13 protein-coding genes are annotated in these 15,642 nt (G+C 71.4%); 12 read left to right on the forward strand and 1 reads right to left on the reverse strand.

Annotated elements, in window-relative coordinates:
- Positions 1–131: 131 nt before the first annotated feature.
- Positions 132–974, reverse strand: a complete 843-nt coding sequence (locus tag ACZ38L_RS09905) for a hypothetical protein (protein ID WP_465691071.1) — start codon at positions 972–974, stop codon at positions 132–134.
- A 182-nt stretch (positions 975–1,156) separates the two neighbouring features.
- On the opposite strand from ACZ38L_RS09905, the gene ACZ38L_RS09910 reads away from it, so the two are divergent.
- The 12 genes from ACZ38L_RS09910 to rodA all read left to right on the forward strand — a co-directional run bounded on the left by ACZ38L_RS09910 (position 1,157) and on the right by rodA (position 15,572).
- A complete protein-coding gene (locus ACZ38L_RS09910) occupies positions 1,157–3,787 on the forward strand; it encodes a valine--tRNA ligase (RefSeq protein WP_465691278.1) in 2,631 nt (876 codons plus the stop codon).
- 178 nt (positions 3,788–3,965) lie between these two features.
- A complete protein-coding gene (mreB, locus tag ACZ38L_RS09915; RefSeq protein ID WP_396564254.1) occupies positions 3,966–5,000 on the forward strand; it encodes a rod shape-determining protein in 1,035 nt (344 codons plus the stop codon).
- 201 nt (positions 5,001–5,201) lie between these two features.
- Complete coding sequence (locus ACZ38L_RS09920; protein ID WP_465691073.1) at positions 5,202–5,711, forward strand: hypothetical protein; 510 nt, start codon at positions 5,202–5,204, stop codon at positions 5,709–5,711.
- Positions 5,705–6,688 carry an N-acetylmuramic acid 6-phosphate etherase gene (gene murQ / locus ACZ38L_RS09925; RefSeq protein WP_465691075.1) on the forward strand — a complete coding sequence of 328 codons (984 nt, stop codon included), beginning with the start codon at positions 5,705–5,707 and terminating at the stop codon, positions 6,686–6,688. The genes ACZ38L_RS09920 and murQ overlap by 7 nt, the downstream gene beginning before the upstream one ends.
- 39 nt (positions 6,689–6,727) lie before the next feature.
- Complete coding sequence (gene folC, locus ACZ38L_RS09930) at positions 6,728–8,092, forward strand: bifunctional tetrahydrofolate synthase/dihydrofolate synthase (RefSeq protein ID WP_465691280.1); 1,365 nt, start codon at positions 6,728–6,730, stop codon at positions 8,090–8,092.
- Between the two features lie 3 nt (positions 8,093–8,095).
- On the forward strand, positions 8,096–8,434 hold the full coding sequence (locus ACZ38L_RS09935; RefSeq protein ID WP_465691077.1) for a DUF4233 domain-containing protein: 339 nt from the start codon (positions 8,096–8,098) through the stop codon (positions 8,432–8,434).
- A 74-nt stretch (positions 8,435–8,508) separates the two neighbouring features.
- Positions 8,509–8,922: a nucleoside-diphosphate kinase gene (gene ndk, locus ACZ38L_RS09940; RefSeq protein WP_396564247.1), complete on the forward strand. Its 414-nt coding sequence runs from the start codon at positions 8,509–8,511 to the stop codon at positions 8,920–8,922.
- A gap of 360 nt (positions 8,923–9,282) precedes the next feature.
- On the forward strand, positions 9,283–10,308 hold the full coding sequence (locus tag ACZ38L_RS09945; protein ID WP_396564329.1) for a rod shape-determining protein: 1,026 nt from the start codon (positions 9,283–9,285) through the stop codon (positions 10,306–10,308).
- Between the two features lie 69 nt (positions 10,309–10,377).
- Positions 10,378–11,472: a rod shape-determining protein MreC gene (gene mreC / locus ACZ38L_RS09950; RefSeq protein WP_465691079.1), complete on the forward strand. Its 1,095-nt coding sequence runs from the start codon at positions 10,378–10,380 to the stop codon at positions 11,470–11,472.
- Between the two features lie 3 nt (positions 11,473–11,475).
- A complete protein-coding gene (mreD, locus tag ACZ38L_RS09955) occupies positions 11,476–12,096 on the forward strand; it encodes a rod shape-determining protein MreD (protein ID WP_465691081.1) in 621 nt (206 codons plus the stop codon).
- 39 nt (positions 12,097–12,135) lie between these two features.
- Positions 12,136–14,373: a penicillin-binding protein 2 gene (gene mrdA / locus ACZ38L_RS09960; RefSeq protein ID WP_465691083.1), complete on the forward strand. Its 2,238-nt coding sequence runs from the start codon at positions 12,136–12,138 to the stop codon at positions 14,371–14,373.
- The gene (gene rodA, locus ACZ38L_RS09965; RefSeq protein ID WP_465691085.1) at positions 14,370–15,572 is read left to right on the forward strand and encodes a rod shape-determining protein RodA; all 1,203 of its coding nucleotides are present in this window, start codon (positions 14,370–14,372) and stop codon (positions 15,570–15,572) included. The genes mrdA and rodA overlap by 4 nt, the downstream gene beginning before the upstream one ends.
- Positions 15,573–15,642: the final 70 nt, after the last annotated feature.

Here is a 15,642-nt window from a genome sequence, read left to right on the forward strand (position 1 = left end):
GCCCACGGCTTGAGCCCGGAGAAAGGGAAGAAGGGGGGAGGGAACAAAAAAGGGTCGGGGCCTCTAGGAACGGGAGAGGAGGACAAACAGGGGGGGGGTGCGCCCTTCCCCCGCGCCTGTGCCAACGGCGGTTACTTGGTCACCATGGCGTCGTGGATCGCCCAGGCCTGCTTGGCCGCGTCGGCCGGCGGCACCGTCTGCATCTGGATGCCGGACATCTTGGTGAAGCTCACCGAGGCGAAGGTCGAGCTGCTGGACCAGACGCAGACCGTCTGGCCGGTGGCCGGCGCACCGGCGATCTGCACCCCGAGGATGCCGCACTCCATGGTCGCGCCGTCCTTGTCGCTGCCGCCGGAGTACGCGGTGAGCGGGGTGGTCCAGGTGGCCCCGCTGGAGCCGGTGACCTGGCTGGAGTAGTCGCTGAGCGCCTTGGACGGGTTGGTGAGGTCGCCGTAGCGGCCGGCGATGCTGAGGCTGTCCAGCGCGTTGCCGCCCTTGGTGTAGCTGGCGCCCAGCGCGGTGACGTTGGTGCCGATCGCGGCCGCCTGGCCGGGGTCGGCGGGCTGGGTCTTGGCGGTCTTCTGGGTGTAGCCGCCGGGCAGGCTCTGCGGGGTGGTCAGCTGGTAGCTGCCGGCCGTGGCCGAGCCACCGCCCCCGCCGCCGGCCAGCTCGACGGCGGCGAACGCGCCGCCGCCGATCACCAGCACGCCGATCACCAGCCCGATCACCAGGCCGCCCTTGCCCTTCGGCGCCGGAGCCGGCGGGTAGCCGCCGTACTGCGGCTGCTGGGGGTAGCCGTACTGCGGCGGCGCGGGCTGCTGGGGGTAGCCGTACTGCGGGGGCGCCGGCTGACCGTACTGCGGTGGCGGCGGCTGCTGGGGGTAGCCGTACTGCGGCGGCGCGCCGTACTGCGGCGGCTGCCCGTAGGGCGGCTGGCCCTGTTGCGGATACTGCGGTTGACCCTGGCCGTACATCTGTGTGTCGACTCCCCCGCCGCCGTCGCGGCCTGTTACCGATTTGTCCGTACTCGCCCGATCACATGAACGAGTACCGGGGCACGGTACCGTACGGCCGCTCGGGCTGTCCCCGGAGTCCACCGGCCCTCCGGCGGACGGAGGGCGCCTTCGGGTTCCGTAAACTGTGTGTCGTGAGCGACATGACGAACCAGCGCCCCGACCTCGCGTCCGGGGACCAAGCGGCAGCCCTCCCGACCACCTACGCCCCGGCGGAGGTAGAGGGCGAGCTGTACGAGCGCTGGGTAGCGCGCGGCTACTTCACGGCGGACGAGAAGAGCGAGAAGCCCCCGTACACCGTCGTCATCCCGCCGCCGAACGTCACCGGCTCGCTGCACCTCGGCCACGCCTTCGAGCACACCCTGATCGACGCGCTGACCCGCCGTAAGCGGATGCAGGGCCACGAGGTGCTCTGGCAGCCCGGCATGGACCACGCCGGCATCGCGACCCAGAACGTGGTCGAGCGCGAGCTGGCCAAGGAGGGCAAGTCCCGCCACGACCTGGGCCGGGAGGCCTTCGTGGACCGGGTCTGGCAGTGGAAGGCCGAGTCCGGCGGCCAGATCTCCGGCCAGATGCGCCGCCTCGGCGACGGCGTGGACTGGTCGCGCGAGCGGTTCACCATGGACGAGGGCCTCTCCCAGGCCGTGCAGACCATCTTCAAGAAGCTCTTCGACGAGGGCCTGATCTACCGCGCCGAACGCATCATCAACTGGTGCCCGCGCTGCCTGACCGCCATCTCCGACATCGAGGTGGAGTACCAGGACGACGACGGTGAACTGGTCTCGATCCGCTACGGCTCGGGCGATGCGGAGATCGTCGTCGCCACCACCCGGGCGGAGACCATGCTCGGTGACACCGCCGTCGCGGTGCACCCGGAGGACGAGCGCTACGCCCACCTGATCGGCCGGGAGATCGAGCTGCCGCTCACCGGGCGCCGGATCCCGATCGTCGCCGACGCCCACGTCGATCCGGAGTTCGGCACCGGCGCGGTCAAGGTCACCCCGGCGCACGACCCGAACGACTTCGAGATCGGCCAGCGCCACGACCTGCCCAGCGTCACCGTGCTGGACGAGCGCGGCGTGATCACCGCGCACGGCCCGTTCGAGGGGCTGGACCGCTTCGAGGCCCGCTCGGCGATCGTCGCCGCGCTGCGCGAAGAGGGCCGGATCGTCGCGGAGAAGCGCCCGTACGTCCACTCGGTCGGTCACTGCTCGCGCTGCAAGACCACCATCGAGCCGCGGCTGTCGATGCAGTGGTGGGTCAAGGTCGGCCCGCTGGCGCAGGCGGCCGGCGACGCGGTGCGCGACGGCCGGGTGAAGATCCACCCGCAGGAGATGGAGTCCCGCTACTTCGGCTGGGTGGACAACCTGCACGACTGGTGCATCTCCCGCCAGCTCTGGTGGGGCCACCGGATCCCGGTCTGGTACGGCCCGGACGGCGAGGTGGTCTGCGTCGGCCCGAACGAGCAGCCGCCGACCGGCGAGGGCTGGCACCAGGAGACCGACGTCCTGGACACCTGGTTCTCCTCCGGCCTGTGGCCGTTCTCCACCCTCGGCTGGCCCGAGCGCACCCCCGCGCTGGAGAAGTTCTATCCGACCTCCGTGCTGGTCACCGGCTACGACATCCTCTTCTTCTGGGTCGCCCGGATGATGATGTTCGGCCTCTACGCGATGGACGGCACCCCGCCGTTCCACACCATCGCGCTGCACGGCATGGTCCGCGACCAGTTCGGCAAGAAGATGTCGAAGTCCTTCGGCAACGCGGTCAACCCGCTGGACTGGATGGACGCCTACGGTTCGGACGCGCTGCGCTTCACGCTGGCCCGCGGCGCCAACCCCGGCACCGACGTGCCGATCGGCGAGGACTGGGTCCAGGGCTCGCGCAACTTCTGCAACAAGATCTGGAACGCCACCCGTTTCGCGCTGATGAACGGTGCGACGGTGGACGGCCCGCTGCCCGCGCCGGAGGAGCTGACCGCGGCGGACCGCTGGATCCTGTCCCGGCTGAACGCGACCGTCGCCGAGGTGGACGACCTCTACGAGGACTACCAGTTCGCCAAGCTCTCCGAGGCGCTGTACCACTTCGCCTGGGACGAGGTCTTCGACTGGTACGTCGAGCTCTCCAAGACCACGCTGGCCAAGGGCGGCGCGCAGGCCGACGCCTCGCGCCGGGTGCTGGGCGAGGTGCTGGACGTGACGCTGCGGCTGCTGCACCCGGTGGTCCCGTTCGTCACCGACACGCTCTGGACCACGCTCACCGGCGCCGAGTCGGTGGTGATCGCCGAGTGGCCGACCGCCGACCCGACCCGCCGGGACGCCGCGGCCGAGGCCGAGATCGCCACGCTCCAGCAGGTGGTGACCGAGGTCCGCCGGTTCCGTTCCGACCAGGGTCTGAAGCCGGGGCAGAAGGTCCCGGCCGGCCTGGAGCTGACCGGTACCGTGCTGGCCGCGCACGAGGACGCGATCCGCTCGCTGCTGCGGCTGACCCTGCCGGAGGAGGGCTTCACCGCCACCGCCTCGCTCCCGGTGGCCGGCGCCACCGTGGCGCTGGACCTCTCCGGCGCGATCGACGTGGCCGCCGAGCGCAAGCGGCTGCAGAAGGACCTCGCGGTCGCCGAGAAGGAGAAGACCCAGACCGCCGCCAAGCTCGGCAACGAGGGCTTCCTGGCCAAGGCGCCGGAGGACGTGGTGGTCAAGATCCGCGCCCGGCAGGCCGCCGCCGAGGCCGACATCGCCCGGATCACCGCGCAGCTGGCCGCACTGCCGCAGGGCTGACGCCGGACGGTTGGTCAACACCGGGGCCGCATCTCCAACCGGAGCTGCGGCCCCGCGCCGTTTCCTTGCGCGGCAGGGGAGTTGGGGGCGCCGATTCGCCGTCCGGCCGGGCCGCGGACACGATGACGTAGGCTCGGGAGGGACCTGGTCGGCGGGGAAAAGGGTGAGGTGGCGCGGGATGCTGGGCAGTCAGTACGGGCGGGGACGCGACCTCGGGATCGACCTCGGCACGGCCAACACGCTGGTCTACCGGCAGGGTCAGGGCATCGTGCTCAACGAGCCCTCGGTGATAGCGCTGGACCGCCGGACCGGGGAGGTGCTGAGCGTCGGTGCCGAGGCCAAGCGGACCTTGGGTCGGACCCCCGGTGACATCGTGGCGGCCCGCCCGCTGCGCGGCGGTGTGATCGCCGACTTCGAGGGCACCCGGCACCTGCTGCGGCACCTGCTGCGCAAGGCGATGGGGGAGAAGAATCGTTTCGGCCCGCGACCGCGCGTGGTGGTCTGCGTGCCCAGCGGCATCACCGGGGTCGAACGGCGGGCCGTGATCGAGGCGGTGAGCAGCGCCGGCGCCCGCTCGGTCCACCTGGTCGAGGAGCCGATGGCCGCCGCGATCGGGGCCGGTCTGCCGGTGCAGGAGCCGACCGGCTCGATGGTGGTGGACATCGGCGGCGGTACCACCGAGGTCGCGGTGCTCTCGCTCGGCGGGATCGTCGCGGCCCGCTCGATCCGCACCGGCGGGGACCGGATGGACACCGTGATCGCCAAGCGGGTGAAGGCCGACCACGGCCTGGTGATCGGTGAACGGACCGCTGAGGAGGTGAAGTTGGCGATCGGCTCGGCCCAGGAGGTGGACGGGCTGCCGGAGGCCGCCGAGGTGCGCGGCCGGGACAGCGTCAGCGGGCTGCCACGGACCAGGGTGATCACCGCCGAGCAGGTCCGGGCCGCGTTGCACGAGCCGATCGAGGAGATCATCACCGCGGTCACCGGCACGCTGGACGAGGTGCCGCCCGAGCTGGCCGGCGACGTGCTGGACGACGGCATCGTGCTGACCGGCGGCGGCGCGTTGCTGCGCGGACTGGCGGAGCGGATATCCCGGCAGACCGAACTGCCGGTCCGGGTGGCCGAGAACCCGCTGGACTGCGTCGCGGTCGGTTCCGGCCGCTGCGTCGAGGAGATGGAGACCCTGCGCCGGGTCTTCGCGGTGAGCGGCTGAGCGGCTGCCGGTTCACTTCGCCCTTCTCCCGACGCGCCCGCCGAAGGCCGGATTCCCTCTCGAATTCCCCGATACGGAAATCGGTGGTGAATTTTCCGCTTTCTCGAACTTCTTCCGGCCCGGTCCGGTGACCTGGGAAGGCCTCCCGTATACGGTGTTCGGAAGTTCCGGGCGGTGGTGTTCGTGAGGGGAAGGCAGGGCATGGTGGCAGTGCACAAGTTGGCCGGCGAACTTCCTGCGCAACGAGTGGAGGAGGCCAAGGGGCGGGCCGCGACAATGCTGCTCGCCTTCCGGCACGGCAATCAACTCGCCTATGACGCCGCGTTGGACCGGTTGTTGGAGGACCAGGTCGAGCGCGAGGTATTGACCCTGCTGACCTGGATCGCCGCCGAGGCGGTCCGCAAGGCCTATGCGCCGGCGGTCGGCGACAAGGTGTTGCGGGCACTGGCCCGCCGGGCGCCGGCCGGACCGATCGGGGTCGCGGTGGACGAGGAGTCGGCCGACGCGGCCCGGCTGATCGAGGCGGTCCGCGGCGGAGAGGTCGAGACCGTGAGGGAGTTGGTCTCCTGCACCGCGGACACCACGTTCCTGCTCGGCGGGCTGCTGCAGGGGGTGGCGATGATGCTGCCGCTGCTGCCGGAGGAGGAGATCGACGAGGTGGTGGCCGAGTTGCGGGCCCGCCAGTCGCCCGAGGTGCCGGCGCCGTGTTGAACCGGCCGGCCGTCGGCGGGTCGCGGCCCGGGCTGCGGGCCGAGCTGGCCGAGCTGGCCACCGAGGCGGTCCGGCCCGAACTCGCCGAGCTGGACCGGCTCTCCACGCTGGAGATCGCCCGGCTGATGAACCGGGAGGACGCGCTCGTCCCGGCGGCGATCACCCCGCTGCTGCCGCGGATCGCCCTCGTGGTGGACGCGATCGCCGAACGGATGGCCCGCGGCGGCCGGCTGGTCTACGCGGGCGCCGGTACCGCCGGCCGGCTCGGCGTGCTGGACGCCGCCGAGTGCCCGCCGACCTTCCGCACCGGACCCGACCAGGTGACCGCGCTGCTCGCGGGCGGGCCGGCCGCGCTGCTGACCGCGGTGGAGGGCGCCGAGGACTCCGCGGCGAGCGCCGTCGCCGACCTGGAGGCGCTCGGGCCGCGGCCGGTGGACACCGTGGTCGGCATCTCCGCCTCCGGGCGCACCCCGTACGCGGTGGCGGTGGTGGCCCACGCCCGGGCGCTCGGCGCGCTCACCGTCGGCCTGGCCGGCAACCGGGGCTCCGCGCTCGGCGCGGCGGCCGAGCACCCGCTGGAGGTGGTGACCGGCCCGGAGCTGCTGGCCGGCTCGACCCGGCTGAAGGCCGGCACCGCGCAGAAGCTGGTGCTCAACCTGCTCTCCACGATCACCATGATCAGGCTCGGCAAGACCTACGGGAACCTGATGGTCGACCTGCTGGCGAGCAACGAGAAGCTCCGGGCCCGCGCCCACCGGCTGGTCGAGCAGGTCACCGGGGCGGGGGAGGCGGAGATCGAGGCCGCGCTGGCCGCGACCGGCGGGGAGGCCAAGCCGGCCGTCCTGGTCCTGCTCGCCGGGGTGGACGCCGCCACCGCCGCCGGTCGGCTGGCCGAGCACGGTGGTCGGCTGCGCGAGGCGCTGGCCGCCACGACGCTGCCACGCCCGGACGCGGGGGGCGGGCCCGGCACTCCGTAGACTGGGCACGTGAGCAGCGCCGAGCAGAACCCCTACACCATCCGCCCCAGCGGCGGGGACGCCGACCAGCCGTCCGGGCTGCGTGAGGTCGAGGCCGAACTGGCCAAGCGTTGGCCGGAGAACAAGCTGGAGCCGTCGCTCGACCGGATCGCGGCGCTGATGGACATCCTGGGCCAGCCCCAGCGGTCCTACCCGTCGATCCACATCACCGGCACCAACGGCAAGACCTCCACCGCCCGGATGGTCGAGCAGCTGCTGAACGCCTTCGAGCTGCGCACCGGCCGCTACACCAGCCCGCACGTCGAGTCGGTGACCGAGCGGATCAGCCTGGACGGGCAGCCGATCAGCGAGCAGCGGTTCGTCGAGGCCTACCAGGACATCGAGCCCTACCTCGGGATGGTCGACGCGGCCCAGCCGGTCCCGCTCTCCTTCTTCGAGGTGCTCACCGGCATGGCGTACGCCGCCTTCGCCGACGCCCCGGTCGACGTGGCCGTGGTCGAGGTCGGGATGGGCGGTACCTGGGACGCCACCAACGTGGTCGACGCCGCGGTCGCCGTGATCACCCCGATCTCCCTGGACCACACCAACTACCTGGGCGGGACCACCGGCGAGATCGCCGCCGAGAAGTCCGGGATCATCAAGCCCGGTGCGCTCGCGGTCGTCTCCCAGCAGCCGCTGGACGCCGCGCAGGTGATCCTGGAGCACGCCGTCCGGGTGGACGCCACGGTGGCCCGGGAGGGCATGGAGTTCGGCGTGCTGCACCGCGAGGTCGCGGTCGGCGGCCAGCTGGTGACGCTGCGGGGGCTCGGCGGCGCCGAGTACGACGACATCTTCCTGCCGCTGCACGGCGAGCACCAGGCGCACAACGCGGCGGTGGCCCTGGCCGCGGTGGAGGCCTTCTTCGGCGTCGGCGCCGCCCGCGAGGGCCGGCTGGACGTCGACAAGGTGCGGCAGGCGTTCTCCGGGGTCAGCTCGCCGGGCCGGCTGGAGGTGGTCCGGCGCAGCCCGACCATCGTGCTGGACGCCGCGCACAACCCGGCCGGCGCCGAGGCGACCGCGGCCGCGATCGGCGAGTCCTTCGGCTTCACCAAGCTGGTCGGGGTGATCGGAACCAGCGGGGACAAGGACGTCACCGGCCTGCTGGAGGCCTTCGAGCCGATCCTGGCCGAGGTCGTGGTGACCCAGAACTCCACCCACCGCGCGATGCCGGTGGACACCCTGGCCGCCCAGGCCGTCGAGGTCTTCGGTGAGGACCGGGTGCAGGTCGAACCACGCCTGGACGACGCCATCGACGCCGCCGTCACGCTCGCCGAGGAGGAGGGCGACCTCGGCGGCGCCGGCGTCCTGATCACCGGTTCCGTCATCACGGTCGGCGAGGCCCGGCTGCTCCTCGGGAGGAAGTGACCGATGCGCACCCTCTGCTCCTCGACGCTGATCGGCGAGGCGTTCGTGATCCTGTTCGCCGGGCTGGTGGCGATGCAGCTGTCGCACGTGTCGACCGGCACGATCTGGACCGTCAGCGGCATCGCGATCGCGCTCTGTGTGCTCCTCTGCGGTGTGATCACCCGCCCCGGCGCGGTGGCGGTCGGCTGGGCGCTGCAGCTCGGCCTGGTCGCCAGTGGTCTGGTGCTGCCCACCATGTACGGCCTCGGCCTGGTCTTCGCCGGCCTGTGGTGGTGCTCGGTGCACTACGGCCGGAAGATCGACGTGATCAAGGCCGAACGGGCGGCGGCGGCCGCCGCCTGACCCGTTGCTCACGCAAGGTAACCTCGGGGGCGGTGGCATACACCATCCCGCCCCGAAACACCTGGAGCCGCACCGTGTCCCAGCGCACTCTCGTCCTGCTCAAGCCCGACGCCGTCCAGCGCGGCCTGGCCGGCGAGATCATCAGCCGGATCGAACGCAAGGCCGGCTGGCGGCTGACCGCGGTCGAGCTGCGCACCTTTGACCGCGAGACGCTGGAGCAGCACTACGCGGAGCACGTCGGCCGGGACTTCTACGAGCCGCTGCTGGCGTTCATGACCTCCGGCCCGTCGATCGCGCTGATCGTGGAGGGCGAGAACGTGATCCCGGGCATCCGGGCGCTGGCCGGTGCGACCGACCCGCTGGTCGCCGGCGCCGGCACGATCCGCGGCGACTACGCCACGATCACCCGGGAGAACCTGATCCACGCCTCCGACTCCGAGGCCTCCGCCGAGCGCGAGATCAAGATCTTCTTCCCGGCCCACGCCTGATCAGTCCTCCTCCGGCGCGCGTCCGATCCGCTTTCCCGCGGACCGGCCGCGCGCCTGACTGTTTGTGGGCCTCCGGGTGACCGATCAGAATCAGCCAACCGTGGGAATTTGATCCTCAAATATGGAACTGGATCCGCCGACACGGCGTCCCAATGCTGGGAGAACTGATCCGCCGACGGAGAATGGACGCCATGCCCAGCCCGCCGACGCGATCGCCGGGCGTGGCTACGATGGAGACAACTCGCGGGCCGGACAGGTCTGGTGGTGTGCGTACGGCTGCCATTGCGGGTGACTGCGCGAGGCCTCTCCCTGCCCATGACATCTCGTTCGGAAGGCGTTCCTCACCCCATGGCCAACAATCTGTCGTTCATCGGGCGTGACCTGGCGATCGACCTCGGCACTGCCAACACGCTGGTGTACGTCAGGGGCAAGGGGATCGTCCTGAACGAGCCGTCAGTCGTGGCGGTCAACACCAACACCGGGGGCATTCTCGCGGTCGGTTCCGAGGCGAAGAAGATGATCGGGCGTACGCCCGGCAACATCATCGCCATCCGGCCGCTGAAGGACGGGGTGATCGCCGACTTCGAGATCACCCAGCGGATGCTCCGCTACTTCATCCAGAAGATCCACCGCCGCCGCTACCTGGCCCGCCCCCGGGTCGTGGTCTGCGTGCCGAGCGGGATCACCGGCGTCGAGCGCCGGGCCGTGGTCGAGGCCAGCCATCTGGCCGGCGCCCGTCAGGTGCACATCATCGAGGAGCCGATGGCCGCCGCGATCGGCGCCGGCCTGCCGGTCCACGAGGCGACCGGGAACATGGTGGTGGACATCGGCGGCGGCACCACCGAGGTCGCGGTGATCTCGCTCGGCGGCATCGTCACCGCGCAGTCGATCCGGGTGGCCGGCGACGAGCTGGACAACGCGATCGTGCAGCACATCAAGAAGGAGTACTCGCTGTTGCTGGGCGAGCGCAGCGCCGAGCAGATCAAGATGAGCATCGGCTCGGCGTACAGCTCGGAGACCGAGAAGGACGAGCACGCCGAGATCCGCGGTCGCGACCTGGTGAGCGGCCTGCCGAAGACCGTGGTGATCTCCGCCGCCGAGGTCCGCGAGGCCATCGACGAGCCGGTGAACTCGATCATCGACGCGGTCAAGACCACCCTGGACCAGTGCCCGCCGGAGCTGGCGGGCGACGTGATGGACCGTGGCGTGGTGCTCACCGGCGGTGGCGCGCTGCTGCGCGGCCTGGACGAGCGGCTGCGTCGGGAGACCGGGATGCCGATCCACATCGCGGAGAACCCGCTGGACTCGGTGGCGCTCGGCTCCGGTCGGTGCGTCGAGGAGTTCGAGGCGCTCCAGCAGGTGCTGGACGCGCAGCCGCGTCGTTAGACATCGGGTGCGGTCACCTGCGGCACCCGAGGACATCCGCCGACTCCCAGAAGGGGCAGCTCCAGCGTCGTGAGGGACACCCGAGAGAGCCGACTGCTGCTCGTTGTGCTGGTGGCGGTTGCCTTCGCGCTGATCACCGTGGACATCCGGGGCAGTGCGAACTCCCCACTGGGCGGTGCCCGCCGGGCCGCGGCCGGGGTGCTCGGCCCGGTCGAGCGGAGTGCGGCCGGGGCGGTCGACCCGATAGCTCGTACGGTTCGGGCGATCCGGGACTCCGGCACCCAGCAGCAGCGCCTCGACCAGCTCGGGGCCGAGAACACCGAGCTGCGCCAGCGGCTCGCCTCCTCCGACGCCGCGACCGGCCGCACCAAGCAGCTCGACGACCTGCTGCGGACGGCCGGCACCGGCGGGTACACGATCAAGGCCGCGCAGGTGATCGCCATCGGCGCGGCCCAGGGCTTCTCCTGGACCATCACCATCGACGCGGGCAGCGACGACGGCCTGCAGCGGGACATGACGGTGATCGACGGAGAGGGCCTGGTCGGCCGGGTCACCACGGTGGCCCGCGGCACCGCCACCGTGCTGCTCGCCACCGATCCCGGATTCACCGCGGGCACCCGGATGGAGAGCAGCGGTGAGATCGGCTTCGCCACCGGCCAGGGGAACGGCCCGCTACGGGTCGAGCTGCTCAACGGCAAGGCCCAGGTCAAGCCGGGCGACCGGATGGTCACCTTCGGCTCGCAGGGCGGGCGGCCGTTCGTTCCGGGCGTGCCGGTCGGCAAGGTGGTCTCGGTGGAGGCCACGCCCGGCGAGCTGACCAAGACCGTGCTGGTGGAGCCGTTCGTCTCGTTCACCCGGCTCGACCTGGTGGGCGTGGTGGTGGTGCCGCCGCGGACCGACCCGCGGGACTCGGTGCTGCCGCCGATGCCCAGCGGCACGCCTTCCCCGTCCGCCGCCGGCGCTCCCTCGCCGTCCGGCCAGCCGTCCGGCCAGCCGTCCACCCAGCCGTCCGGCCAGCCGGGCGGGTCGCCGGGGGCGGGCCCGTCGGCCGGTGCCGGCGCGTCCGCCACCACGTCCACGGCCACGGCGCAGGCGGCCGGCGCGTCACCGCCGGTGGCGCAGCCGTCGTCCTCGCCGTCGTCCTCGCCGTCCGGGGGGAACTGACCGATGCTCATCAGGCGCGTCCTGCTCGCCGCCGTCCTGGTCCTGCTCGCCCTGGTGCTCCAGGTGAGCGTCCTCGGAAGGCTCCAACTACCCGGCGCCACACCCGACTTGCTGCTGCTGGTGGTGGTCGGGCTGGCCCTGGTGTTCGGGCCGTCCGGCGGTTGCCTGACCGGCTTCGCGGCCGGGCTGCTGGCCGACCTGGCGCCGCCGTCCGACCACGCGATCGGGCGGTTCGCGCTGGTGCTCTGTGTGATGGGCTACGCGGCCGGGATGTGCCGGCCCGAGCCGGGCCGCCCCCGGTCGATGACCCTCCCGCTGCTGGTGGTGGCGGGGGCCGCGGTGTTCTCCACCCTGCTGTACGCGCTGGTGGGGGCCTTGGTCGGGGACACCGCCGCCCGGCACGTCGGGCTGTCCGGGCTGGTCGCCAGCGCGCTCCTCTACGACCTCCTGCTGGCCCCCTTCGTGGTACCGGGGGTGCTGCTGCTGGCCCGCCGGGCCGACCCGGGCGCGGTGGGGAGCGAGGTCACCGGCCCGGGCCTGGGCACCATCGCCCGCTACCGCACCACCCGGGAGGCCTCTCCGATGCCGCCCTCGAGCCGCAAGAAGCGCGTCACCGGCGTCTGAAATGTTCGGCATCCCCCGGTCACTATGGAGTCCCGACACGTGAGCAACATCCCGGAGAGCGGCCGCACCCGCCGGGTGACGATCCGTCTGGTCGTGCTGCAGATCCTGGTGCTCTCGCTGCTCGCCACCCTCGGCGGGCGGCTCTGGTACCTGCAGATCCGCAACGGCAGCGAGTACATCGCCAAGGCGTCCAGCAACCACATCCGCGAGGTGATCGACCCGGCCGTGCGCGGCGAGATCCTGGACGCGGACGGCCGGGTGCTGGCCGGCAACCAGACCAAGCTGGTGGTCTCGGTGAGCCGGACCTCGCTGCTGCAGCAGAAGGACCACGGCAGGGCGGCGCTCACCCGGCTCGCCCAGGTGCTCGGGATGGCGCCGAAGGACGTCGAGGACAAGGTCCGGCTGTGCGACGCCAAGACGCCGCAACCCTGCTGGAACGGTTCGCCGTACCAGCCGATCCCGGTCACCGACCAGGCCACCACCCAGCAGGCGATGCAGATCATGGAGCGCGACGAGGACTTCCCCGGGGTCAGCGCCCAGCCCACCGCCCTCCGGCAGTACCCCGGGCCGGACGGCGCCAACGCGGCGCAGGTGCTCGGCTACCTCTCCCCGGTCACCGACGACGAGGTGAGCAAGACCGCCAAGAAGACCGGCCGGGACAAGTACCTGCCGTCCGACCAGATCGGTCGGGCCGGCCTGGAGTCGGTCTACGACAACGACCTGCGAGGCACCAGCGGGGTCACCAGGCTGGAGGTGGACAACCTCGGCCGGGTGATCGGCAACGCGGGCGGGAACCCCGCCCAGCCCGGCGACAACGTGGTGACCAGCATCGACGCCCGGGTGCAGAAGGTGACCGAGGACAACCTGCTGCAGGCGATGGCGGACGCCCGGACCCAGTGGGACAAGGAGACCGAGAAGAACTACGTGGCCGACTCCGGTGCCGCGGTGGTGATGGACGTCCACACCGGACGGATCATCGCGATGGCCAGCGCGCCGAGCTACGACCCCAACCTCTGGGTCGGCGGCATCTCCGCCCGTGACTACGCCAACCTGACCAGCCAGGCCAGCAACTACCCGCTGCTCAACCGGGCCATCCAGGGCCAGTCCGCGCCCGGCTCCACCTTCAAGGTGGTCTCCACCAGCGCCGCCGTGCAGGCCGGCTACCCGCTGGACGGCCACTACCCGTGCCCGACCAGCCTGACCATCGGCGGTCGCGAGTTCAAGAACTTCGAGGGTGAGAGCTTCGGCGACATCTCGCTGGAGAAGGCGCTGGAGATCTCCTGCGACACCGTCTTCTACGGCCTGGCCTACAACGAGTGGCAGAAGGACGGCGGGATCAGGCCGAAGAACCCGAACGACTGGTTCTTCAAGACCGCCCACGAGTTCGGGCTCGGCACCAGGACCGGGATCGACCTGCCGGGCGAGGTGACCGGCCGGGTGCCGGACCGGCAGTGGAAGCAGGCCTTCTACGACGCCAACAAGGACGCCTGGTGCAAGCAGGCGGCCAGCGGCGGCACCGACTTCGCCACCCAGATCGCCCGCGAGAACTGCGTGGACGGCAACGTGATGCGCGCCGGTGACATGGTCAACTACGCGATCGGCCAGGGCGACACCTTGGTCACCCCGGTCCAGATGGCGCGGATCTACTCGGCGCTGGCCAACGGCGGCACGCTCTACCGGCCGTCGGTGGCCAAGGCCGTGGTCACCCCCAGCGGCCAGCTGGTCCGGAACATCGCGCCGCACGCCGACGGCAAGCTGCCGGACGACGACAAGACCCTGCAGTACATCGACGAGGCCACCGCGGGCGTGATCACCAGCGGTACCGCGGCGTGGAAGTTCACCGGCGCGGGCTGGCCGCAGGACAAGATCCAGCTGCACGCCAAGACCGGTACCGCCGAGGTCTACGGCAAGCAGACCACCTCCTGGCTGGCCACCTACAGCAAGGACTACGCCGTGATCATGACGATCAGCCAGGGCGGCACCGGCTCGGGCGGTTCGGGTGACGCGGTCCGCCGGATCTACCAGGCGCTCTACGGCGTGGACGACAAGGGCAACATCGACGCCGGCAAGGCGCTGCTGCCCTCGCCGCAGGCGGACCTGCCCAAGTTCAATCCGGACGGCACCGCGATCCTGAAGACCGCGAGCTACTCGATCGACCTGCCGCCGTCGGTCGGGACGCCGTCGGCGCCGGCGCGGACCGCCGGGTACACCGACCTGGTGGCCGTCGAGCCCACCCGGGCCGGCGGTGCCCGGAGCCACGGAAGGAGCCGGGCATGACCTCCTCCTACGGAACGTACCGGCAGGTCCGGCTCTCCCCGCGGCGGAGCGCGGTGACCCGGGCCTTGGCCAAGGACGCTCCGCTGCGGCGGATGGACTGGGTGATGGTGCTGAGCGCGCTGGCGCTGTCGCTGGTGGGTTCGGTGCTGGTCTGGTCGGCCACCCGGGGCCGAGACTCGCTGACCCACGGGGACCCGCAGTACTTCCTCTACCGCCATCTGACCAATCTGATGATCGGTCTGGTGCTCTTCGGGGTGCTGGTGTGGATGGGGCACCACCGGGTCCGGGCGGCCGTGCCGGTGCTGTACCTGTCGGCGCTGCTGATGCTGTTCGCGGTGCTCAGCCCACTCGGCTCGACCATCAACGGCGCGCACTCCTGGATCCAGTTCGGCGGCGGCTTCTCGATCCAGCCCGCCGAGTTCGCCAAGCTGGCGATCGTGCTGGGGATGGCCGTGGTGCTCTCCTCCCGGGTGGACTCCGGAGAGCGTGAGATGCCCACCGACCGCACGGTGGCACAGGGGCTGCTGCTGGCCGGGATCCCGATCGGCATCGTGCTGCTGATGCCCGACCTGGGCTCGGTGATGGTGATGGTGGTGACCATCCTGGGCATCCTGCTGGCCTCCGGCGCGCCCAACCGCTGGGTCTTCGGCCTGCTCGCGGCGGGTGGCGCGGGGGCGGCGGTGATCTGGAAGCTCGGGGTGCTGAGCAAGTACCAGATCGACCGCTTCGCGGCCTTCGCCAACCCGGCGCTCGACCCGGCCGGAGTGGGCTACAACACCGCGCAGGCCCGGATCGCGATCGGTTCGGGCGGGCTCACCGGCAAGGGGCTCTTCCACGGTACCCAGACCATGGGCCAGTTCGTGCCCGAGCAGCAGACCGACTTCGTCTTCACGGTCGCGGGGGAGGAGCTCGGCTTCGTCGGCGGGGCGGCCATCATCCTGCTGCTCGGCATCGTGCTCTGGCGCGCCTGCCGGATCGCCCGGCAGGCCGGTGACCTCTACGGGACCATCGTGGCGGGCGGGGTGATCGCCTGGTTCTCGTTCCAGGCCTTCGAGAACATCGGGATGACGCTGGGCATCATGCCGGTCGCCGGGATCCCGTTGCCGTTCGTCTCCTACGGCGGGTCGTCGATGTTCGCCGGCTGGATCGCGATCGCGCTTCTGCAGTGTGTGCGCACGCAACGGTTCGTGCTGGCCTGAGCGGCGGTCGGGCCGGCCCCGCGCACCGCGTTACCCTTGAGGGTCACCCCGTCCACGTCACGAAAGTCCC

It is taken from the genome of Kitasatospora sp. NPDC024654 (assembly GCF_055559155.1).